The sequence below is a fragment of the Chitinophaga sp. Ak27 genome (genome assembly GCF_012726295.1).
Classification (GTDB): domain Bacteria; phylum Bacteroidota; class Bacteroidia; order Chitinophagales; family Chitinophagaceae; genus Chitinophaga.
This window is the reverse complement of sequence record NZ_JABAOB010000003.1, coordinates 754,420-778,468: the sequence shown is the minus strand read 5'-3', so window position 1 is coordinate 778,468 and position 24,049 is coordinate 754,420. Positions and strand designations below refer to the sequence as shown.

12 protein-coding genes are annotated in these 24,049 nt (G+C 46.3%); 8 read left to right on the top strand and 4 right to left on the bottom strand.

The features are described 5' to 3' along the window. Positions 1-4 precede the first annotated feature (4 nt). Positions 5-325, top strand: coding sequence for a barstar family protein (locus HGH90_RS14465; protein ID WP_168762110.1), 321 nt, complete (start codon positions 5-7; stop codon positions 323-325). 360 nt (positions 326-685) lie between these two features. On the opposite strand, the gene HGH90_RS14460 is transcribed toward HGH90_RS14465, so the two are convergent. Together HGH90_RS14460 and HGH90_RS32120 are read right to left on the bottom strand one after the other, a co-directional pair. Then, positions 686-1,867 (bottom strand): MFS transporter, encoded by a 1,182-nt coding sequence (locus tag HGH90_RS14460; protein WP_169191381.1) that lies wholly within the window; start codon positions 1,865-1,867, stop codon positions 686-688. 93 nt (positions 1,868-1,960) lie between these two features. Continuing rightward, entirely contained in the window at positions 1,961-2,851 is an 891-nt protein-coding gene (locus HGH90_RS32120; protein ID WP_169191380.1) for a DMT family transporter, read from the bottom strand. Between the two features lie 179 nt (positions 2,852-3,030). On the opposite strand from HGH90_RS32120, the gene HGH90_RS14450 reads away from it, so the two are divergent. The 6 genes from HGH90_RS14450 to HGH90_RS14425 all read left to right on the top strand — a co-directional run bounded on the left by HGH90_RS14450 (position 3,031) and on the right by HGH90_RS14425 (position 16,994). Continuing rightward, positions 3,031-5,127, top strand: a complete 2,097-nt coding sequence (locus HGH90_RS14450) for a sensor histidine kinase (protein ID WP_169191379.1) — start codon at positions 3,031-3,033, stop codon at positions 5,125-5,127. A 217-nt stretch (positions 5,128-5,344) separates the two neighbouring features. Beyond that, a complete protein-coding gene (locus tag HGH90_RS14445) occupies positions 5,345-7,114 on the top strand; it encodes a hypothetical protein (RefSeq protein ID WP_169191378.1) in 1,770 nt (589 codons plus the stop codon). A gap of 86 nt (positions 7,115-7,200) precedes the next feature. After that, positions 7,201-10,371, top strand: a complete 3,171-nt coding sequence (locus HGH90_RS14440) for a SusC/RagA family TonB-linked outer membrane protein (RefSeq protein ID WP_169191377.1) — start codon at positions 7,201-7,203, stop codon at positions 10,369-10,371. A gap of 17 nt (positions 10,372-10,388) precedes the next feature. Beyond that, positions 10,389-12,284: a RagB/SusD family nutrient uptake outer membrane protein gene (locus HGH90_RS14435; protein ID WP_168762104.1), complete on the top strand. Its 1,896-nt coding sequence runs from the start codon at positions 10,389-10,391 to the stop codon at positions 12,282-12,284. A 35-nt stretch (positions 12,285-12,319) separates the two neighbouring features. Beyond that, positions 12,320-15,214 carry a SusC/RagA family TonB-linked outer membrane protein gene (locus HGH90_RS14430; RefSeq protein WP_169191376.1) on the top strand — a complete coding sequence of 965 codons (2,895 nt, stop codon included), beginning with the start codon at positions 12,320-12,322 and terminating at the stop codon, positions 15,212-15,214. Positions 15,215-15,233: 19 nt separating this feature from the next. Next, positions 15,234-16,994, top strand: coding sequence for a RagB/SusD family nutrient uptake outer membrane protein (locus HGH90_RS14425; protein ID WP_169191375.1), 1,761 nt, complete (start codon positions 15,234-15,236; stop codon positions 16,992-16,994). A 108-nt stretch (positions 16,995-17,102) separates the two neighbouring features. Here HGH90_RS14425 and HGH90_RS14420 read toward each other — a convergent pair whose 3' ends face one another. Beyond that, on the bottom strand, positions 17,103-19,160 hold the full coding sequence (locus HGH90_RS14420; protein ID WP_168762101.1) for a hypothetical protein: 2,058 nt from the start codon (positions 19,158-19,160) through the stop codon (positions 17,103-17,105). A 181-nt stretch (positions 19,161-19,341) separates the two neighbouring features. Then, positions 19,342-21,054: a hypothetical protein gene (locus tag HGH90_RS14415; RefSeq protein ID WP_168762100.1), complete on the bottom strand. Its 1,713-nt coding sequence runs from the start codon at positions 21,052-21,054 to the stop codon at positions 19,342-19,344. Positions 21,055-21,726: 672 nt separating this feature from the next. Here HGH90_RS14415 and HGH90_RS14410 point away from each other — a divergent pair. Then, positions 21,727-24,048 carry a TonB-dependent receptor gene (locus tag HGH90_RS14410; protein ID WP_169191374.1) on the top strand — a complete coding sequence of 774 codons (2,322 nt, stop codon included), beginning with the start codon at positions 21,727-21,729 and terminating at the stop codon, positions 24,046-24,048. Position 24,049 lies beyond the last annotated feature (1 nt).

Below are 24,049 nucleotides of genomic sequence, written 5' to 3'. Positions count from 1 at the left end.
AATAATGAAAAAAATACAATTAGACTTTAGGAAAATAACATCAATTGAACATTTCCATAGCGAAATGAAAAGTATCATGGGATTCCCTGATTTTTATGGTGCTAATGTAAATGCGCTGATAGATTGTTTATCCAGCATGAGATATCCCGACGAAGGAATGAGCAAAATTACTTTATCTCTAACTGAAATATTATTGATCGAAGTAATAGGGTTGTCTCAATCAAACGTTGTTATTTTAAATAATTTACTCGTAGCTATTGAAAACGTCAATAACCGGGAGTTAAGCAGAGGAAGAACACCAAGCATCTACATGTGTATGCTATAGGGTAAAAAATCATTAAATTATTAATTAATTAAACGATAAAGCTGCTCACGGGTGTTAGAGCCGGCATCGTGATGAAGGACTTTTTTGCACAAGGCGGAAATGTGACCGGAAGAATCAAGCTGAATCAATTCGCTGAAGATTTTAAGAGCAGGTATCAACAGGCATAAGTATAACATTATCTGGATAGCATAACAAGTGCATTTCGATAGTTGATTTCAGGATTTTGAATAGCCCCGTTCCTTTTTCGCTTTCAGGGGATTGCCCTGCTAGTGGGCGATGAGCGCGGATAAAAATCAAGTTAAAAACGGGTCAAGCTTTCAACTTGATCCGTTTTCTCTTATACGTACAAATACGGTAAGATTAATGACTAAATTTTTCCGGTTCAGGAACGATGATTAAAAGATAAAGCACCACCATGAATGCAATGGCGGCTGTAGTCAAAAGTGCGCTGCCTGCACCAAACTCAAACCATAATAAACCGGTAACGGAACTTGCCAGCATAGTACAAACACTTTGGAAGGCCGTATAGGTGCCGATGGCGGTAGCTGTATCATCCTTACTGGTTATATTACTGATCCAGGCTTTGGAGATGCCTTCTGTTGCGGCAGCGTATAGTCCATACAGGAAGAACAACAGTCCATACCAATACCAGTCCCCGGCAGCGGCCATACCGGCATATACGATAGTAAATAACAATAACCCTGCAACAAATATCTTTTTTAGCCCTATCTGGTCTGCCAGCACTCCGAGCGGAAATGAAGCAAGCGCATATACCATATTGTAAAAAATATATACGCCTATCGTGGAAGTATCGCTTAATCCCGCTTGTTTTATTTTTAGTAACAGGAACACATCTGAACTATTACACAAAGTAAATATCAGCAATCCCGCCACCAGTCGACGATAAATAACCGGGCTACTTTTCCAGTAATGCAGAAAAGAAAAAAAGCCCACACGTGTGCTATTTTCAGGCATTGCTCTTTTTTTGTCTTTCAGTAAAAGAGAGCAGCCGATAGCCAGCACTCCGGGAAAAAATGCCAATAGAAACAGCATGCGGTAGTTAGCCGGATAAAAATACAGGTACAACAAGGCCAGTGCAGGTCCTATTACTGCTCCCAGCGTGTCCATAGACCGGTGAAAACCGAAAATGCGGCCTTTGGTCGCCGGTGTTGCTTCATCTGATAACATGGCATCTCTCGCCCCGGTGCGGATACCTTTACCCACACGATCAACCGTACGCGCAAGAAATATCCATAACGGATATACGGTTAAGGCCATCATAGGTTTCGATAGCGCACTGAATGTATAACCCAGCCGGACAAACGGCGCGCGCTTACCGGCATGGTCAGATAATTTTCCGAAATACCCTTTGCTTAACCCGGCGGAGGCCTCTGCCACCCCTTCTAAAATGCCGATCAACAGTACTGAAAAGCCAATACTTTTTAAATAAATAGGCATAATGGGATAAAGCATTTCACTGGCAATGTCCGTCAGTAAACTGACGACCGAAAGTATCCAGACAGTGCGCGTTAAGTATTTCATTCGCTTAGGCAATAAGGCAGTTCGAAATCTCTTTTACTAAAGATATGTGATATTCGCTTAGGCAACCTACAAAATTGTTGCCTTGCAACCTTACTAAACTTCCCCCGGCAGCGCCAGCCCCAATTTTTTCCGCTGCCCGATATATAGCCCCGCAATCACCATCAGCGTACCGGCCACAGTATACCAGGTAATAGGTTCGTCCAGCAGCCACCAGGCATAGAAGAAACCAAAAAGCGGGCAAAGAAAAAGCCATAGGGAGGCTCTTACAGTATCTATCTTCAGCAAATAAAACCAGCAGATCAAACCGGTAACGGATACCGCCAGGCTTAACCATAGCACTGAATAGATAAACCTTGTATCTAAATGTACAGACGAAAAATCGCTGAACAAGAGGGTAAACGGCAGCAGGAAAAGACCACCCAATGTTACCTGCCAGCCATTGATCAAAAGATTAGGCAGCACCCATTGTACCCTGGCGTAATAAACGCTGGCAAAGGAAACTGCCACCATACTGGTCACTAATACTATCACTCCCGGTAAACTGGTACCACCGCCGTTGAGCAGCGGATACGTGGCCAGCCCAATACCCGCCATCCCGATGATAATACTCCATATCTCCCCTTTTCCAGGTTTGCGCCCCATCAGCCAGGAGGAAAGCAATACAATCATCAGCGGATTAGTGGATGCTGCCAGGCTACCAATTCCGGCGGCAATGTATTTCATGGCATACACATACAGCCCCAGGTAAACCGTGGTATTTAAAGCCCCGAAAATAGCCAGCTGCCGCCATTCAACCCGATCAGGCATGCGGTACTGCTTATCCCTGCTTACCAGGTAACAGAAACCTAATAACACAAAACCTGCGATAAAAAAACGAACATTGCCAAGCACCAATGGAGGTGCCGAATGGATCCCTACTTTTGTTGCTACAGACGCCGATGCCCATAACATCGCGAACAGTAAGCCGGTAATAATATTTTTCACGCAACAAAGATAAACGAGAATATTTCGAAAACTATACCTGCGGGGGAATTGTAGATGTGGGCGGCTTCCCCTGCAGCCATTCTAAACAGCGCAGCTTTCCGCATAAATTGTGAACTTAGGAAAGCTAACATTTGTTATATTTATATATCAACCCGATTTTTATACTTATTTTACTCCAAATGGCCGTACCAGATATGAGCGCCATATCCGCCAAACCTTCTAAATGCCAGTCTGCGTGCCTGGTGGTGATTTTTTTCCTTTTGATGGCCTCCTGTAAACAACCCAAAGACAATCCCGATCATCCCCAGATTGTTGACCCTATTTCCTGGATGGCAGATAGCATGCTTACCAGCGGACAAATGAACAACATCCCACATTTCCTGGATTCAGCATATGCAAGACTTAAGGAACCGGGTCCTCATGATCTCTGGATAAAATACAACCACCTGGTTGACCTGTATACCTTTTATACAAAAAATATTCCCCTGGCAAAGACTAACCTGGACAGCATGTTTTTTGTGCTAAAAGGTAAAGAGAAGATTTATCCCATGGAGTATGCCAGCACTTTATATGCAAAAGGAGACCTGGATATGGCAGATAAACAATACTCCCAGGCGTATAAAAGTTATTTCAGCGGCAGGCAATTTGTACAACAGCACCTGGATACCTGCGACTATGGACGGTTCAGCAGTAAACTCGGACTTACTGAATATGGCCAGGAAAAATACCAGGAGGCGATTGTTCACTTCAAGCAGGCCTTTTCTGAATTCCAGCACTGTAAAGCCGGCGCCCTACGTGATTTCGACAACCGCTTTCTTTTCCCCCAGTCAGCCTTGAACGCTATCGCACTCTGTTTTGAAAAAGCAAACATGCCAGACAGTGCCATCTTCTATTATAAAAAGGCAGAGCAATTTATCCAGGAAGCGCTTATTCAATTTCCTCATAAAAAGCTTTTCGCAGAAACGGCCCTGGGAGTTGTATACGGCAATCTTGGAGGAACTTATGCCAGGAAAGGCAATTTTGAGCTGGCCGAACAATATCTGAAAGAAGACATCCGGCTTAACGATCGCACAGGTGCCGCTGTTGAAGATGCACAAACGGCCAAAATTAAATTGATCCGGCTTTACCTCGACAATCACCGCCTCCCCGCAGCATCAGCATTACTCGACCAGGTCGGGCAGGATATCCATTCTGAACGTGGCAAAAGCATCTTAAATGATAATATCCGGTTACGATGGCATGAATTAAAATGGCACTACGATGAAGCCACCGGTGATCTTGCCGGCGCCTACCATTACAGCCAGCGCTATTACCAGCTCAGGGACTCGCTCAATAACGTCAATGCCGGATTAAAAGAAGCTGACCTGGAAGCAGGTATCAGGGATGCCGGGCAGCAGTACCAGATAGCCCTTCTGCATAAAAACAATCAGCTCAAAACTGTATATCTTTTGGCGGCCACGATATTTTCTATATTAACCATCCTGATCCTGTTTTTACTATGGAAAAATCTTCAACGCTCCCGCAGGAATATAGCCGAACTGATTACCCTCAACCAACAGGTAGAAGAAAAAAACCATCAGACTGTAGAAACACTCAAAGCGCTGGAACAGAGTTACGAAGAAAATACACGGATTATGAAAGTAGTGGCCCATGACCTCAGAAACCCAATAGGCGCTATTACCGGCCTTTGTGCCATTATGCTTACCGATCAGCATCACCAGGAAAAAGACCGGAACATGCTGAAGATGATTGAGTCGTCGGGACATAGCTCGCTGAACCTCATTAACGATCTCCTGTACTACAGCGTACAGTATGAACTGCAAAAAGAACCCGTAGATCTGAGTGAGTTGCTTCGCTATTCAGTAGACATGATGCGACTCAAAGCGATGGAAAAACAACAGCATATTGAACTGCAAACCATGCAACTGACACTTAATATCAACCGGGAAAAAATATGGCGGGTATTCAGCAACCTGCTCTCGAATGCTATTAAATTTAGTCCACACAATAGCAGCATAGATATTGCTACCAGCACCGAATCGGATCACGTTACCGTTTCCGTGCAGGACCAGGGCATCGGCATCCCTTCCGCCATCGAAAGCAAGATCTTTGATCTTTTTACAGAAGCCAAAAGAACCGGCACCAGCGGCGAACGGCCCTTTGGAATGGGATTGGCCATCTCCAAACAAATTACGGAGGCCCACGGCGGCACCATATGGTTTGAAAGCTCCCCCGGTAAAGGAACCACGTTTTATGTTAAACTGCCGTTGGAGTAATAGCCATCAACCATCCCAGCATCGCGCTCCGCCCTTCATCATCTTAGCCTGTTATGTTATTGGTCAGATAACTTCCCATACAGCGCAGGATAGTGCAGGATAGTTCAGGATAGAGCAGGTTGCCGGAATTGATTTTATCGCTTAATATTGATGACGCTACGGTGGGACAGTGAGTAATTATGTAGCGGATAATATCAGCCAAATCAATTCCACTATCATGAAAAATGTTCTGCTAAAGTTTTTCAGCGGCGCCCTGCTGCTGATTACCCCGGCATCTATTGCCTCCGCACAGCAGCTACTGACAAATTATTCCGCCACATTGCCTGCCACGGATGCACTCGGCAGAAAACTCCCCACCTATGAGGAAGCAGGTGATGAAAAAAAAGACAGGTTTGTGGGTATGTTTTACTGGACCTGGCACCAGGACCAGAGCAAAAATTTAAGGCCTCATAACACCACGGTTTTCTTACAACAACACCCCGAGGCGTTATATGATTTCCATCACCCGGCCTGGCCAAAAAACATCATGAATTTCTGGAATGAACCACTCTTTGGCTACTATACCAGCCTGGATAAATGGGTGATATGGAAACATGCAGAAATGCTCGCAGATGCTGGTGTAGACATGATCATGTTTGACTGTACCAATGGTGATATCGTATGGAAATCGGCTTACATGAAGTTATGTGAGGTGTTTACAGAAGCGCGGAAAAATGGTATCCGCACACCGCAAATCGCTTTTATGATGGGATTCGGCGCCAGCAATGATAGTAAAAGCGCGATTAACCAGGTATACAATGACCTGTATAAACCAGGTCTGTACAAAGACCTATGGTTTCAATGGAAGGGAAAGCCGCTCATCATGGCCTATCCGGATAATATCAGTGAAGAGATAAAAAACTTCTTCACTTTCCGGCCCGGGCAACCGGTATATAATAAAGGGCCTCAACGGAACGACCAATGGGGTTGGCTGGAGATATACCCACAACACGGATTTGCGAAGAATCCGGATGGTAGTTTTGAGCAGATGACTGTAGGTGTTTCCCAAAACTGGACGAAGGCCAACGGTTTAAACCCTATGAATGCCAAGGGCGCTTTTGGCAGAAGCTATACAGATAAAAATGGCCATGATCCCCGGCCGGATGCTCATCAGTATGGGCTGAACTTCCAGGAACAATGGGACTATGTACTAACACAAAATGTAGAACTGGCCTTCGTAACAGGATGGAACGAATGGATTGCCGGTCGTTATGAAACATGGTGCGGTCAGCCCAATGCTTTCCCCGACGAATTTGATACAGAGAACAGCCGCGATATTGAGCCCATGAAGGGAGGCCATAACGACAACTACTATTATCAGCTGGTGGCCAATATTCGCCGCTTCAAAGGCATGCCCGCCCCCGGAAAAATATCTTCCGAAAAAACAATACAGATCGATGGCAAATTCACTGACTGGACCGATATACGCCCTATCTATAAAGCACACCGCGGGAGTACGCTGCATCGCGATGCCGATGGCTACCCCGGTACACATTATACCAATACTTCCGGTCGTAATGATATTGTAACCACCAAAGTGGCCCGCGACAAAAAGTATGTATACTTCTTGGTGGAAACGGCAGACAAACTGACCTCTCCCAACGACCCTGCCTGGATGAGATTATTTATTGATACAGACCGTAACAAACAATCCGGCTGGGAAGGATACGACTATGTGATCAACCGGAAATCTCCCGGCGCCAAAGCCGTTTTAGAAAGGTCTCTACATGGCTGGAACTGGGAAACAGTAGCAGCAGTGGATTATCGCTATGCCGGTAACCAGCTGGAAATACGCATACCCCGCAAACTATTACAAACAGGGAACAATCCGCTGGACTTCGAGTTTAAATGGTCGGATAATATGCAACAGGAAGGAAACATTATAGACTTCCTTATAAACGGAGATGTGGCGCCCGCCGGCCGTTTCAACTATTTTTTTAAAGAATAGCAATAGATCCATCGATAACAGGCTCACCGAATCAAGTTTTACCAAACCAAAATCAAGTTAGCAGAAAAGTCTAAAAAGACCACGATATGAAAAAGAATTTTAACCGTCACGGGGCAACTTTATGCTTGCTCCTGCTGGGAGTTTGCTGCTCATTTGCCACTCTTGCCCAGGACAAAATTAAAATTTCAGGTACTGTCATAGATTCCTTAGGCGCCAGTCCGCTGCCCGGTGTTACCGTGAAAGTACAGGGAGTGGATAAAGGCACCCAAACAAACGGAGAGGGCCGGTTTACCATAGATGCCGCGCCCGATGCCATCCTGGTTTTTAGTTACATGGGCTATAACCGGAAAATCATAATGGTAAACAACAATCCACATCTGTACGTACAGCTGGCCGCATCGAATGAAAAATTAAATGAAGTGGTCGTCGTCGGCTACGGGCAACAGAAAAAGATTTCTGTTACCGGCGCGGTGTCTTCTGTACAAACCAAAGACATCAGACAAAGTTCCTCCGCCAGTCTCGCAAATGCATTGTCGGGCCGCTTGCCCGGCCTCACCGCTATACAGTCGGGCGGAGGACAACCAGGACGCGACGATGCCACCATGTACCTGCGGGGCGCCGCTACCACCAATGGCACCAATCCACTTATCCTGATAGACGGAGTACCCCGTGATAATATCCGTACAATAGACCCTAATGAAGTAGCCTCTGTAACCGTATTAAAAGATGCTTCCGCTACGGCCGTATTTGGCGTACGCGGTGCCAACGGCGTGATACTCATTACCACCAGGAGAGGGCAGCCCGGCAAAGCAGAACTGAACATCAGCGTGGATCAGAGTTACTCCTCCTTTACCAGGGAGCCGGAGCGACTACACTCCGTTGAATACATGGCGCTACGCAATGAGGCCGCAAAAAATGATGGCATCACTACCCCTCCTTTCCCGCAGGAAATAATAGATAAATACGCCAACCCTTTAGCAGGACTGGACCCTAGAGATCCGGATTATGCCAATAAAGTCAGGATCCGGAACTATATTTATCCGGATCATGACTACTACCGTGAATATATTTCCAGGTACTCGCCGCAAACACGCGTGAATGTAAGTCTTAACGGAGGTACTGATAAAGTGGCTTATTTTGCCAATGCCACTTACCTTCACCAGGGTGGCAACCTTAAAACAGAACCCAAATCACAGCTCGGATATGACCCTTCCTCCAAACTGGATCGCTATAGCTTCAGATCTAACCTCGATTACAAAATAACGCGCTCCCTCAAAGCATTCTTAAATATCGGCACCTATATAGAACGGGTGAATATGCCTTCCGCAGGCTTATATCCCGGCAGTTCCACCGATTGGATGATCACAGATCTTATTTACCAGGCGCAAACCATTCTGCCTATTACCCCCGGTCCTACTACAATAGATGGATTTGGCGTACCCGCCGGAAAGATCGTAGATCCTGGCTACATGGACCGCTCTGCATTTGAAATTATGAACCGGTTCGGCTACCGGAATGAAGTAAGGTCCAACCTTAACAGCACACTGGGCCTGGAGTGGGACCTCAGCAAAACAGTCACCAAAGGACTCAGCCTGAAAGGCATGATTTCCTACGACTCCAAGGCAACAACTGCCATGCAGGGCTACAAAACAGAACAACTGTACCTGGCCCAGGTCAACTACCAGACAAATGAATTAAGCTATGCCTTAAAACGATCTGGTGAAAACCGGCTCTCCCTGGTCAAAGGGGCCGATTCCCGGTATAACATCAATCTCCAGGGTGGGATCAACTATAACAGGACCTTTGGGGGTAAACACGATGTGGGCGGTATGGTGCTGGCACAACGCGATTACTGGGAATCGCCATCCGGAGAAATACCTTTTAACGTGGTAGGCGTAGCCGCCAGGGCTACCTATGGATATGATAACAGGTACCTGGCAGAAGTAAACATGGGTTATAATGGTTCAGAGCAATTTGCTCCCGGCAAACGCTACGGCTTCTTCCCGGCCGTATCCATCGGATGGGCGGTGAGTAATGAAAAATTCCTGAAAGGAAATCAGCTCCTGACCAATCTGAAATTAAGGGCTTCCTATGGTAAAGTAGGAAATGATAAAATGGGAGATGCCCGTTTCCTCTACCTGAGTGATATTACCATGGGTGGCGGTCCATTGGGAAGTTTAGGAATGGGACAAGGGATCAACCAGGGATTATTGGGGAATACAAACATTACCTGGGAACTGGCAAAAAAACAAAACTATGGCGTGGACCTCGAATTGCTGGGCAGCCTGGGAATTACCTTTGATTACTTCATTGAAAACCGCTCGGATATCCTGATAAGCCGTGGTACCATTCCACAGCTACAGGGTGTGCCACTCGATAAAATCCCGAGGATTAATATGGGGCAGGTGGATAATAAAGGATTTGAAATTGAACTGACCTACAATAAAAGTATCACCAGGGACCTGCACCTCAATTTCAGGGGCAACTTTGGATATAATCACAACACGGTGAAGTTTATCGATGAAGCCATTAATAGTGATGCCTATGCATACAGGTACCGGCAAACCGGCTTTTCATTGGGTCAAAGCTGGGGATATAAGATTGACTATAGTAATGGGAACGGCTACTTTAACTCGCAGGAAGAACTGGATAAATACCTTTCACATACCGCTTATGGCTTTGGTAGCCCGAGGGTAGGTGATTTCAAATACATTGATCTGAATGGCGATGGCATCGTAGATGATAAAGACCTGGCCCCAATCAAATACACCAGCATCCCGGGCATCGTTTACGGTACCACGCTGGCGCTGGGTTACAAAGGTGTCGATCTCACTATTTTCTTCCAGGGTGTAGGCAGGTATTCTTCTAATTACGCTAACCAGGGGGTGTATGAATATATTATCCAGGGTACCTATTTCGATTACCATAAAACGGCATGGACCGCAGAGCGATATGCGAAAGGGGAAAAAATTACGTATCCGGCGCTGAGTACAAGAAGTAATACCAATCATACGGCGAATGATTTTTTCATCATGGACAGGTCTTTCCTCCGTCTCAAAAATATAGAATTAGCCTATACCCTTCCTCCGGGCTGGTTAAAGAGAGCCAGTATAAAAGCCGTTCGGATATACGTCAGCGCACAGAACCTGCTTACCTGGGATAAGCTGAAGATGGGTCATCTTGATCCGGAATCGACTAACAGCATTGGCTATCCAGTTACCCGCATGATGAATTTCGGATTCAACGCCACATTCTAACACTCAATAAAGAAGTTATGAAAACGATATATACATATTTGCTGCTACTGCTGTTATTGGCCGTGGGCGCCTGCAAAAAAGCACTGGACATGGCGCCGGACGGTAAGATCTCAATGAACGACATTTTTGCAGATAACACCAAAGTAGGCGCATTTTTAAACAGCTGTTATAATAATATGCCTGCAAAAGGCGCCAGATATTTCTTCTGGAGCCGAGGTCCTGTAGTGTGGAGTGATGAAGCATGGGACACCGATGCAGAAGCAGAGCCCTGGATCATGGCAGGACGCATGTACAACGGGGATGCCTCCGCAGGTAATCATCCCGTTGTTAATATCAGCGCAGACGCGGGCAACGGCGATTACTGGGCCAGGTACTGGAACGCTATCCGTAACTGCACCGTATTTATAAGCCGGATTGATAGTGCCAATGTTACCAACCCCGCCGATCGTAACCGGTGGAGGGCAGAGGCCCACTTACTCAGGGCTTATTATTATGCGGAATTACTAAGATGGTACGGTGGCGCTGTGCCAATAGAACGTGAGCCTCGTAATTTTACAGACGATTTCTCCAAAATTACCAGGGCAAGTTATTACGATGTGGTGAAATTTATTATTGAAGATTGTGATGCTGCGCTCGCAACAGCGGAACTACCCTGGAGGATTACTACAGATGGAGAAGCCGGCAGAGTCAACAAAGCCATGGCAGAAGCCATAAAATCCCGGATGATCCTGTTTGCAGCCAGCCCGTTATATAACGCAGGGAAAAATTACTGGCAGGAAGCATATACTATCAACAAAGCAGCGCTCACTCATCTCCGGGCAAATGGATACCAATTATACAACAAAGTAAACCTGCCGCAGATCTATCTTGCTGACGAAGCATACCTTGGACCTAATAAGGATGTACACACCGCCCTCTATAATGAGTATTTCACGCAAACAATGGCATACACTTCCAATCCAACCGATAAGGAAACTATTTACCAGAGCAGGGACGGGCAGGGAAATATTTGGGATATTGATGGCATTGGAGCACAGGATGGCTATAAATCAGGTACCTGTCCTACTCAGGAACTGGTGGATGCCTACGAAACAAGTAATGGGCTGTCTGTGCTCGACATAGATAATCCTTATGCAGATGAAAAACATACACAACCTAATTACAACACTGCCAATACCCTGTACAATCCAAACAAGCCTTATGAAAACCGGGACCCGCGCTTTTACGCCTCCATCTATTACAATGGCTCTAAGAGGAAGGCCTGGTGGACATTCAATGAAACGCCGGCATCCTTTGAAAATTATCCAGGCGGCATAGGCAACAGGGTACGGGTAATTGCTACCTATGTAGGCGAACCGCAAACAGGTATTCATCCATCTGTCAGAAAAGCTACTCGCACCGGGTACTTCGAAAGAAAATTCCAGCATCCCAATGCAGGCAATGATAACCCGGTAGGTGGCGCCAACTGCAAACTTTTCCGTTTGGGCGAAGTGATCCTCAATTTTGCGGAAGCCGCTGCAGAAGCAGGCAAGCTCGAAGAAGCAACGGCCGCTGTTAATGAAATCAGAACCCGGGCAGGCATGCCCGATCTGCCTGCAGGCTTATCCCAGGCAGCACTGATTAAACGCGTATACAGTGAACGCAGGGTGGAACTAGCTATGGAAGAAAACCGCTACTTTGATGTGCGCCGCTGGTGTACACCAACAGCAGATCTCTCCAAAACAGACAAGTGGGTTACCGCCATGGAAATTACCCGCAACCCCGATGGCACTTTTAGTTATAAACGCCGGCCGGTACGTGAAACAGCGCGCAGGAATTACACCAACAAATTTCTCCTCCTGCCAGTTCCGCTGCAAGAGGCTAACCGTCTACAGGCCATCACCGGTAATAACTGGCAAAACCCAGGTTGGTAGTAAACACTTTTGTAAATGCTTGTAATACCAAAAACATGAGAGCTAAATTAACCACCCATATCATACTCACCTTTACGATTGTTTCCATTGCTTCGCAGGAAGCAACGCTTCAGGCACAGCAACGGGGCACTATCCCCATAGCAACAGATACTACATTACAACGAGATGCACATTACCGGGATGAGATAATACAGCTGGGGTACAGCACCCAGTTACGCCGAGAAGTAACCGGGGCGGTATCCACCGTTAGCGGCGAAACACTGGAAAGATCTCCGGTAGCCAATCTCACCCAAACGCTGGCTGGTCGCCTGGCTGGGCTAACTACCATGGAAACGTTCTCCGAATTATCCAGGGCCAATACGAACCTCTTTGTAAGAGGTATTTCCTCCGCCCGTCAAAATGGCCCACTGGTAATCATCGATGGCATCATCTGCTCCTACAACAGCAACCAGACATTAGAATACATTTCCGCCAGTGAAATTGAATCCATCTCTATATTAAAAGACGCCTCTACACAGGCACTATACGGCATACAAGGCGCTAATGGCATTATAGTGGTTACCACAAAAAGGGGACAGAAAGGCAACCTGAAAGTGAACGTCCGCATGGACCAGTCTTTCCAGCAGGTAACTACCAAACCCACTTTCTACAATTCCGCTGACTATGCTACCATGAGAAACCAGGCCGCATTTAATGACGGGCTGGGTGATCATTATTTATTCTCTGAAAAACAAATAGCAGGTTACCGCAGCGGAACAGATAAACAACTCTTTCCTAATAATAATTGGTATGAACAATACATGAAAGACGTTGCCTTTATGCAGCGCGTGGCGGTAAACTTATCGGCAGGAAATGACCGGGTGCAGTTCTTCTCCAATATCAATGTAATGCACCAGGGTGGACAGTTTAAAACGGATCAGACCAAGTATAATCCCAACGCCAACAATGTATGGGTAAACTACCGGACCAACCTGGATATGACGCTCAATAAGTATATTAAAGGATTCTTACGTTTAAGCGGCAACATTAAAAGAGAACGTACTCCCGGCTCCGGCAATGCGACTATATATGGCAGCATTTTTCAGATGCCGCCTACGACCTACGGACCGCTTACCCCCGATGGAAATGTGATTACTACTGAGCGGATTGGTGCGCCTACCTATGGTATGCTTAACCGCTCCGGCTATTACAGGCATACTGTTACCAATATATCTTCTCAGGCAGGGCTGGAGGTGGATCTCGGCTTTCTCACCAAAGGACTAAGTTTAACAGGAACCTTCGCCTATCAGACAAATGCCGTTGGCAGCCTGGCTACCAGGCAAAACTATGAGCGTTGGATCCGGACGGATGATCCCGACACACTGGTTTTCGTAAAAAAAGGAGGCGATAATAATACGCCCCTGGCTTATAGTAAGAGCAGCTCTTATTATTATCATCTTACTTACAATGCTATGCTCAATTATAAGCGGCAATTTAATAAACATAGCATCAGCGGATTGGGGTATATGTTTTATCAGAACCTAACGAAAGCCGACGTGAGCTCTCCTGCGTTGCTACCCTATAACAGGGTGAGCTCGGGTGCGGAAGTAGCCTATGCATATGACAACAGGTACTTCATAAAACTAGATGCAGGTTATTCCGGTTCTGAGCAATATGCCAGGAACAGCCGCTATATAGCTACACCTGCCATTTCAGCAGGATGGGAACTCTCTAATGAACATTTTATGAAAGGCCTCTCCTGGCTGAGCCAATTGAAAGTACGCGCTTCCTGGGGCAAAACCGGCAATGACCAAAGCGGCCTGGCCCGGTTTGCCTACCTGGATAATGTAACGATGAGTGGTGGCGGTCCTATCGGGTACCTGCAGTACCTCGTGAAAGAAAATCAAGTGGGTAACCCGTCAATACAGGCAGAAATTTCTACAAAACAAAATGCCGGAATCGACCTTGGACTATTTCATGCGTTAACTATTACCCTCGATGTATTTAAAGAAAGGATGGAGAACATGGTGGTAGGCGCTTCTTCCAAGATCCCGCTCTACCAGGGCATCCCGCTGGATAACTATCCCCAGACGAATTCCGGCATCTTTGAAAATAAAGGTTATGAAATAACAGCGAACTATATTAAAAACATCAATCGCCATCTGACAATATCCTTGGGTGCCATGCTGAGCTACCAGAAAAACACCATCATCAGCTGGAATGAAGCGGTAAGAACAGCGGACTATGCTTATGTAAAAAGAGAAGAAGGATATTCTTTCGGCCAGGAATTCGGCTACCTGGTGGACTATCGTAACGGCAATGGCTTCTTTAACTCAAAAGACGAAATTGAAAAGAGCGGTCTGACTTATGGCATGGGTACTCCCCGTGTAGGCGACCTGAAGTACCGTGATCTGAATGGGGATAACATCATCGACGACCGGGATAAGGGCCCCATTGGTAATGGTATGTTGCCGCGCACAACATACGCTATCAATGGTGGTATGCGCTACAAAGCTTTCGACCTCAGCTTCCTGTTCCAGGGAGTAGGTGAATTTTCTTCTATCTACGGTGGGCAGGGAGTATACGAAACCGACTACGATGGCGTGTTTGGCGCATTACATGCCAATGCCTGGACCCAGGAAAGATATGATAACCACCAGGTGATCAGCTATCCAGCACTATCATTACAAAAGACGGTAAATCACGAAGCCAATGATTTCTTCAGTTATAACAGGTCGTACATCCGGCTTAAAAATGTTGAGTTGTCATATGTATTACCTGCATCTGTTGCCCGGCGTATTGCGGCGGATAAAATCCGGATATTGATAAGTGGCCAGAACCTCCTTACCTGGCACCATATGAAATCGGGCGACTTCGGCCCGGAAGGTGGCGGGTACACTTCCTTCCCGGTTTACAAAGTATATAACGTAGGCGTGAGCGTAGGTTTTTAACTAACATAACATTACTGGTATGAAAAAATATATCATCCTATTATTAGCTATAGCAGGTCTTTCTTCCTGTCAGAAGCAGCTTGATTTGCCAAGCGATGGCCGTATCACCATGAGTGAGGTATTTAATGACTATGACCGCGTAAGAGGATACCTGAATTCATGTTACGGGTATTGTCCCCCACCTTATATGGACCGTGCTTCCTATACCGATGAGGCGCAGGATGCGGACGATATTACGCCCAATTCCAAATACAGCAACTGGTATTCTGGCAGCGTTACCGCGCAGAGCTATGCCAGTATTTCGGAAGATGGCAGCCCTTGGGGAAGTTTGTATGAAGGTATCCGCAAATGCAATTATTTCCTGGCCAACATTGGCGCCTCAAAGACAATTGCTTCACCGGAAGAAAAAGCTTCCTGGATAGCACAGGCACATGTGCTGCGGGCGCTCTACTACCTGCAGCTAATCAAAAGGTATGGCGGCGTGCCTTTGTTTGATAAACCTTTACCGGTGAATTATGACTTCTCGAAAGATACGAAGGCCAGCTTCAGCACCATCGTTACCTTTATCCTGAAAGATTGCGACACCGCATTGATGGTACCGGCAACGAGAACCGGATTCCCCTGGGGCATCTATGATAACCAATACGGTATTATGTCGCGCGCAGTGGCATATGCCATCAAATCGGAAGCTGTTACTTATGCCGCCAGCCCTTTATGGACCGACGGCACCTATACATGGGAGCAGGCGAAAACTATTACAGCCGAGGCGTTATCGGAGTGCCTGGCAAATGACTACCAGCTGTTTAATGAAACGCCCGACGATGGTATCGCACAAAATGGATATGCATTGTATCATTTCATCACCTCCAATGACCAGCGTGCCAGGGATAAGGAAACTATTTTGCAGGTGGGCGTACCCATGCAAGTATGGAAGTACGCCGGCATGCCCGGCACAGGAGGGATGGAGAAGGCTGGTCCCTGTCCTACCCAGGAATTGATAGACCGGTATGAAATGGCCAATGGAGAACCCGCCTTCCTGGGCTATTCAGATGCCGACAGGTTACAACCTATTATCAACCCGGCAGCCGGTTACGATCCTAAAAATCCTTATGCCGGCAGGGACCCACGTTTCTACGCTTCTATTTATTACAATGGCGCATTGCGCTACCTCGACCAGCCCGCCGGCAAAAAAGTGGAAACATTTGTGAACGGTGCAGAAGGTATTTCTTCCAACAACCGGAAGTACACCCGTACCGGCTACTATCTCCGCAAATTCAATAATTTCAAATCAGATCAGAATAACAATGCAGATGGCGCTATCCGTTTATTCAGGCTGGCAGAGTTGTACCTGAATTTCGCGGAAGCAGCCTATCAATCCGTAGGTCCCGACGTAGCGGTAACCAGCGGCAATTTCTCTATGAGCGCAAGAGATGCTGTGAGCGCCATACGCAGCAGGGCAGGCATGCCGGCATTTCCTGCAGGTATGTCTAAAGAAGCTTTCGAAAAAAAATACCGTAATGAAAGAAGTGTGGAACTAGCCTTTGAAGAACATCGCTTTTTCGATGTGCGCCGTTGGAAAATCCTGGATAAGACAGATAAATTCGTGACGGGCATGCGCATTACCAAAAGCGGTACAGACCTCATCTATACCCGCTTTAAGTTCACCGGGCGCGGTTGCTCCTCAGACAGGTTTTTAATGTATCCTATCGACCAGTCAGAAATAAATAAAGTATTTCAGCTTACCGGTAAGAACTGGCAAAACCCAGGTTGGCTGGATTAGCAGGACAGATGCGCTGAAAGCCAGTGGAGAATAGACGAAACGGCAAAATGAAATGCCCGGCAATGTTGTTATTGCCGGGCTTCTTTTATCCACTATCTGGTACCGCGGTTATTTATGCCATACACAACGGTAGTTAAATCTCCGGTTAGGCGCAGCATCTCCATTGGTACATAGTGATATCGGATTTTGCAGGGCAGCGACATTGTCGCACCATTTGAAATCAAATGTAAGTTTGTCGCCCGCAAGCCCCAGCAATTTCCTGGGAATGGCCAGCTCTAATTGATTCCCGGCATAGCGGTAAGGTAAATCGGCCACTTTCATCCACTGATGATTGTTATCATAATGCATCAACGTGGTAATGCTTTCACTCTTTATATGCTTGTTGATAAGATAGTCGTACCCATACCAACCAGTTTGGGGGTTGTTATCGGCGTCAATTAGCAACAACATCCAATTATTATCTTTATAGGAGGAGAGCTTTCCTGCGGTTTCTACATAGAAGGCAACTCTTTCCCGGTCTACCATCACCTTACTGGCGATAATATCATTGCGCCCTGATGTATCTTTGTAGTGGGTACCTCCATACCCCTTGTTATCCCGGTGAACAATATCTCCCTTTGTATCCCGGTATTCTACCCTTATATTTTTCCATTCCGCAAAGCCTCCGTCAATTTTTATCCTGGATAATCCTTTCAACTCAGGGATGGGCCGTACGCCTTTGTAGCGGCGGATATTTTGTGCCATCTGCATATAATAGTTGTCCGTATACCCATCTTTCATGGGTTGGATAGAGCGATTAAATTCGGCGTTGTACTGGTCTACAAAGAAGTATCCATTGTTCCGCCGCATAAAAGAGGTCGTTTTTCCGCCTTCCGGCTGGTATTTCCCGGCAGTCCATTCATTCCAGTCGTTAATATACAGGAACTGGGGATCGGCTTTAAGTGCTTCGTCCCATCTCTCCTGGAAATAAATACCAAAGCCTTCCGGGTTACTCACTGTCTTTTTCAGCCAGGGCACGTAGGTGGGTTCAGGAAGATCATATTGATTCAACAGTGGTTCGCCTTTGGCTCTTGACCATGACTTACCTATGAGGGAAGCAGGATGTTGTGCCGGTGTAACAGCGGCTTCTTCTTTTATCCCTTTATGCCTCGATACAAGACTGTCGGCATTCATGCCCCTCACCTTTTCATTGCCGAGATCATAGCCAAAGCTCCAGTTGTCTTCCGTGCCTATAAAGCGTTTGCCCGCCCATTCGTAATATCCCCACCACATGCCGCGTAGGGTAAAGAAATGTTTCACTTCCCTGGTATAGTCTTTATAAAAAACATCGGTATAATCAGGGTCGCCGTAATGTGGATGGTTTACATTTGTTTTGGCCGTGGAATCATAATGGCGATTGGGTTGTTTTGCCCCTCTGCCGTTGGCGTCGTATTCCGGGTTGCCGTTGTATAGTAATAATGGCTTACCATCCCAATAAAACCACAGGTCACTAAAGCGATTGTTTTTATAGATCCGGTCGTAAAGATCTTGTACAACTGTTATCACGTCGCCATTAAATGCCCAGAAGCAGAATTTTGGTACTTTATTTCCTGCTGCCTTCATTTTTTGCATCGTATTAAAAAGTACTTCCCATTCATCCCAGTACCTCACGGCATTGGTAACGTCCATTACCAACACGTCTACACCGGCATCTGACAACATGGACATATCTTTCCAGATTACATATTCATCCTTACTCAGAAAATACCCCATCTCGGGCTCTCCCCAGTGATAGGAGCCGTATGTCCACAGCGGGTGTTGCGCGTTGGTACGGGCTTCCGGATCTTCGGAAAGCACTTTGGTAACATCGGCTGTATAAGGGCTTTTTACGTTAGCGTTACCATCACTATGCCAGGTGATATAAAACATGCCCACTACACGTCGCTGGTCTTTCTTTACAGGACCGGCTTCGCGAATGCCGGGCATGGTTCGCCCCAGCGCATCAGACGCTACCCAGGTGTCAGCATAGAGATCGCGGTAGTAGTTTTCGCCGCCGGTAGTATCAGGCAAAGGCCGCGGCGTATTTTCTTCAGCGGCAGTATGATAGGTATTTACCGTTGCTCCACTCAAAGCAATAAATAAAAAGGAGCCCATAAAAATATTTCTGAGGAAGATGTTATAGTGCATAGTATGAAAGAATTGGTTTAATAAAATATCGCTTTGCATTCATCGTGGCAACCTGTACTATCCTGACCTCGCATATTCATGCTATTTCAGCACGGGGGTGCAATGGATAGGGCAGCCCGTGGCAGGACTGCCCTATCCATTATGATATTATCGAAAGATGTTTTCTTATCCAGGCTAACGTTTATGGGCGATACTCCCAGATATCTCCTGAGCGCATCGTTACACGGGGACTGGTGTATAATAGGGTTGAGCCATCTGTATCATACACGTAAAAATGTCCGGTCTCAATATTGGTATTCATATACAACTTAATCCGGTCGGGACCATAGGCTCTTTCTATATCTCCCCACTGTGCCCCAGTGGCATCACTGATAAAAAGCACTTTTTTCTGCATCCATTTTGCATGGATGGCATTATGATCAAGTGTAGACACCGGCCCGGCGCCATACAATACGCCATACAGCCGATTGTCTTTGGTCACGAACCCTGCAGCGGTGATATACTGGTCTGCCGAACCGAGATTGGTAGTAAGCTGCTGGCTGGCGGCAAAATTTGTGGGGCTTGTACCAATACTGTATCTCAACTGGTTGCTGTTAATATGCATCGCCATCAGGTAATAGCTGCTGTTGTTGTAAGTGAATTTCTTGACATCCTGCGCTACCAAACCTTCGTTTAACACATCACCGGTATAGGAAAAGTTCACCATATCTGTACTGGTAGCATGATGAACTGCAAAGGCGTGACCGGTGCTGGTATAATTAAAGTCGTTAAAGTAAAGATGGTAGGTTCCCCCTTCATAATAAAGCACATTAGAACCATTTACATCGGCATTGCTCCAGTTGGCGTAACCGTTCATATTAAGCAGGTAAGATGCATTACCCGAAGAGGGCACCCAGTTTACCCCGTTAGTGGAAGTGGCATAGCCTGGTTTATTGATCGCCGGCGAGCCGCCGTAAGTGGTATAAAACATACGCCAGATACCATCCGCCGTTTTGACCACCGTTTCATTATTCATATGCGTCATTACTCCTTTATCGATCACCAATACATGCGGATTAAACGTAAGGAAGTTATCGTTAGTAACCGTAACTGATATGCGATCGTGGCCATCGGTTGTTCCATCCCAGCCGCCAAAATAAACATTCCATGCGCCCCCGTTGGCCTGGATACTGGGTGCATATATGTTGCTGTTTCCACCGGGCTGCGCTATTATAACAGGATTCCGTTCGTCATAATTCCAATTGGCCATTTTACCAGGATTGAAAGTACCTGAGCCGATGTTCCTGATCTCATTCTGTTGATAAACATTGTTATTCCCTATGAGTTTAAAATGATCAAAATTCGCATCATAGCCGGCTCCCACTTCCGCGAGCTGGAATACATAATTGTTTACATCGTCCTTCCCTAATGTTGTAGCAACGATCTGAATACCATTGGTATAAACAGCAGATGGCAACTGCAATATTACCCATCCCTTCTGGGGTGTGGGAAAGGCAGTATCAGTAGCGGCAAGTACCCAGTTGCTTCCATTGGAAGTATAAATACTGAAGCTGACCGGAAATCCAAGGGCGCCTGTGCTACCATAGCGGGGAAGCATCTTTATGTAGTTCACGCTATCAAGGCCATTAAACCAATAGGCTGCCCATTCGGTTACCCCTGCGCTGCTGTGCGTGACGGAACTCCATATGGTAGCATCATTGCTGTCTTTCAATGCGGCCACCGGCCATAAGGCCGATGATGCCGCAACGCTCGTTACCGGAATATCTGTGCTTTCAAATACAACCACTTGTTGGGTTGTCATTGCCTGCGGGGCGGCTATCCGCTGCAATGCCGCTTTCTCGCATCCGAAAAACGCAACAACAGCGGCCATAAAAAAAACTGCGTAAAGTCTCATAAGACGGAATTTATGAACGTGAAATATGAATCGCCGGGATATTATATCAGTATGTTGATAACAAAGAGAAAAATCGGAGGTCTTCTATAGCCGTATCTGTATGCTAACCCAAGTTAGAAAGAAATGACTGTACAACTATCCTGTACTGTCATGTATCCGGGCCACTCCTTACAGTCGATTACATTTATATGATAATCGCTTTTTCAAAACCGCGCATTATTGTCATAAAAAATAAACAAAGGAAAAAAGAGGATATTCAGATAACTTTTTTTATTAACTTTATCTAGATACGAACGACCAATTTCTGAAACGAATGTAAGCAATCAACAAAAAATCCTGTTTAAAATACCTGAGTACCACGGGAAAAGTAACCCTATAACAGGCCAGACACATCAGCACAACGAGAAGAGAACCTTGAGCACTAATGTAATTGTGACGTGCCAGCGCACAGTAAGATATTTCTGTAAACCAAAAGGCTCTGTGAACTTGATTTTTACTGTGAACAAATGAACTGATACAAGTTGCCTTTATCAACTTTTAATTTTGTTATCCATGTAATTAACCAAATCACATATAAACAATGAAAAAATTTACTCCCCGGCTATAGCGTGGCTATGCCTAACGGCATTGTATACACGTTAAATTTCTTTCAAAACCCAAATTAACACCCTGATGAAAATCCTGGTCTATTCCTTACTGGCAACAGTATGGTCCCTCCATAGCTATGCCCAGCAACCAACACATGGTAGCGTATATGATCTGTACACACAAACGCCCATTAAAGGCGCTGGCCTGTATTCCAATGGTAAACTTTTGTCTTCCACAGATATCAGCGGCCGCTTCGCCGTAGACTGTTCCAACTGCACAGTGACGATAACCGCCATGGGATATGAATCCCAAACGATTACCGTTAAAAATAGCAGTACACAACTGATGATCGGGCTTACCGCTGCATCGTACAACCTGAATGAAGTAAAGGTGTATGCCGGCAAGTCTGGCATAAACCTGCAACAGCCTAAATCGGTAGCCGTACTCACCCATCAGGACCTGCACCGCAACGATGGCCTCTTTCTCGAAAACTCGCTGAACCTCGTACCCGGTGTACGCATGGAAAAAAGAACTATGTCTGGCGGCCAGCGTATTACCATCCGTGGATATGGTAACAGCACCAATTTTAATGGCACCGGCTATAAGGCTTACCTGAATGGCATTCCCGTTACCGATGCAGAAGGTACCACCATACTGGATGATATTGATTTCTCCATACTGGGGAAAGTAGAAGTTATTAAAGGGCCTGCCTCCAGTTTGTACGGCAGCGGTATTGGTGGCGTATTGAAAATGTATACCCTGAAGCCTGCCACCTATGGCACCCGCATCTCACAGGAAGCGCTAGCTGGGAGTTATGGCCTGTTTAGAACCAATACCCGGGTAGAATATGCTGATGAAAAATCAGCGGTAATGCTCAACTATGGCCATCAGAATTACGACAGCTACCGCATTCAAAGCGGCTCTAAGAAAGACTTTGTTTCCTTTATCGGCGATTTTCATAGTAATGATAGACAAACATTCTCTGTGTACGCGGCCTACAACAATTCCAACGACCAGCTGGCAGGGCAACTGGATAGCATACAGTTTGCACAGCGAAAAGATACCGGGGAAGTACCTTACCTGAAAAATAAAGGCTATGTCGCCTTCGAATCCTATCGCGCCGGGCTCTCTCACAACTATCAATTCTCCACACATGTTAATAACCAAACCAGCGCCTGGTTTACAGGGTATAAACAATCGCAGGCTTTTGCAGTTGGACTATCCAGCAACCTGTCGCAGAACATTGGCGCCCGCACAGCATTCGGACTCAATTTCACCGGCAAAACTATTACCCTGAGTGGCGCCATAGGCGCTGAGCTTCAGAAAACTAACTCCTTCAAAAAAAGCTACGGGCTGTCTAATAATATCACCGGCGCACTCACAGGAGACATCGAATTGTCGGCCATGCAATACAACATTTTCACACAATGGGAATTGAAACTGCCGCAGGGATTTATAGTTACCGCCGGCGTAGGCAATAACTACATTGAATACGGCATCACCGACCGCCTCACCAATAGCGCCAATCCTGCACATAAGGACCAGTCGGGCCATAAAACATTTACCCCCGTGCTCACGCCGCAGCTCAGTGTACTGAAATCGCTGAATGAAAAGGTGTCGGTATATGCCGGTATCAGCAAAGGTTACTCCCCGCCTACATCCGGGCAGGTCGTTATTCCGCAGATCAGCCAGGTGAACACAGGCCTGCGGCCCGAAAAATCCATACAATACGAAGCGGGCGCCAAAGGCACCCTGTTGCAAAAAAAACTATCATTCCAGGTAGCTGTATTTGATATGGAAATAACAGATAAGCTGACCTCACAGGCAGTAACGGACAATACCGGCACCGTCCTGTATACCATGACCACTAATGCCGGCGGGCAGCAAAACCGTGGCATCGAAGCGGAAGCAGCCTATACGATACAGCCCGTACAACCGAAGATATTCTCCCTCATACGGCCATTTGTAAGTTATACATATTCCAGCTTCATCTACAAACAGTTCCGGAGCGATAATAACAACAATACCAAAACTATTGACTACAGCGGCAATAAGGCTTCCGGTGTACCTCCTCAACTCCTGAACGCAGGGGTAGACTTCATCTCCAAATGGGGCGTTTACCTGAACACCACCTGGCAGTTCGTAGACAAGATGCCAATTACTTACGACAACCGGCATTATGCAGACGCCTATACGCTATTGCAGGCCAAACTGGGTTACCGTCATGCTATCGGCCAGCATTTTCAGCTGGATGTATTTGCTGGCGGCAACAACCTCACTGGCAGCCGATACTACACCATGGTATTCTTGAATGCCAACTTCAGCGGCGCGGCGCCCAATATCTATTTACCCGGTCCTTATAAAGCCACCTGGTATGGCGGGTTTAATCTCAACTATAAATTCTAGT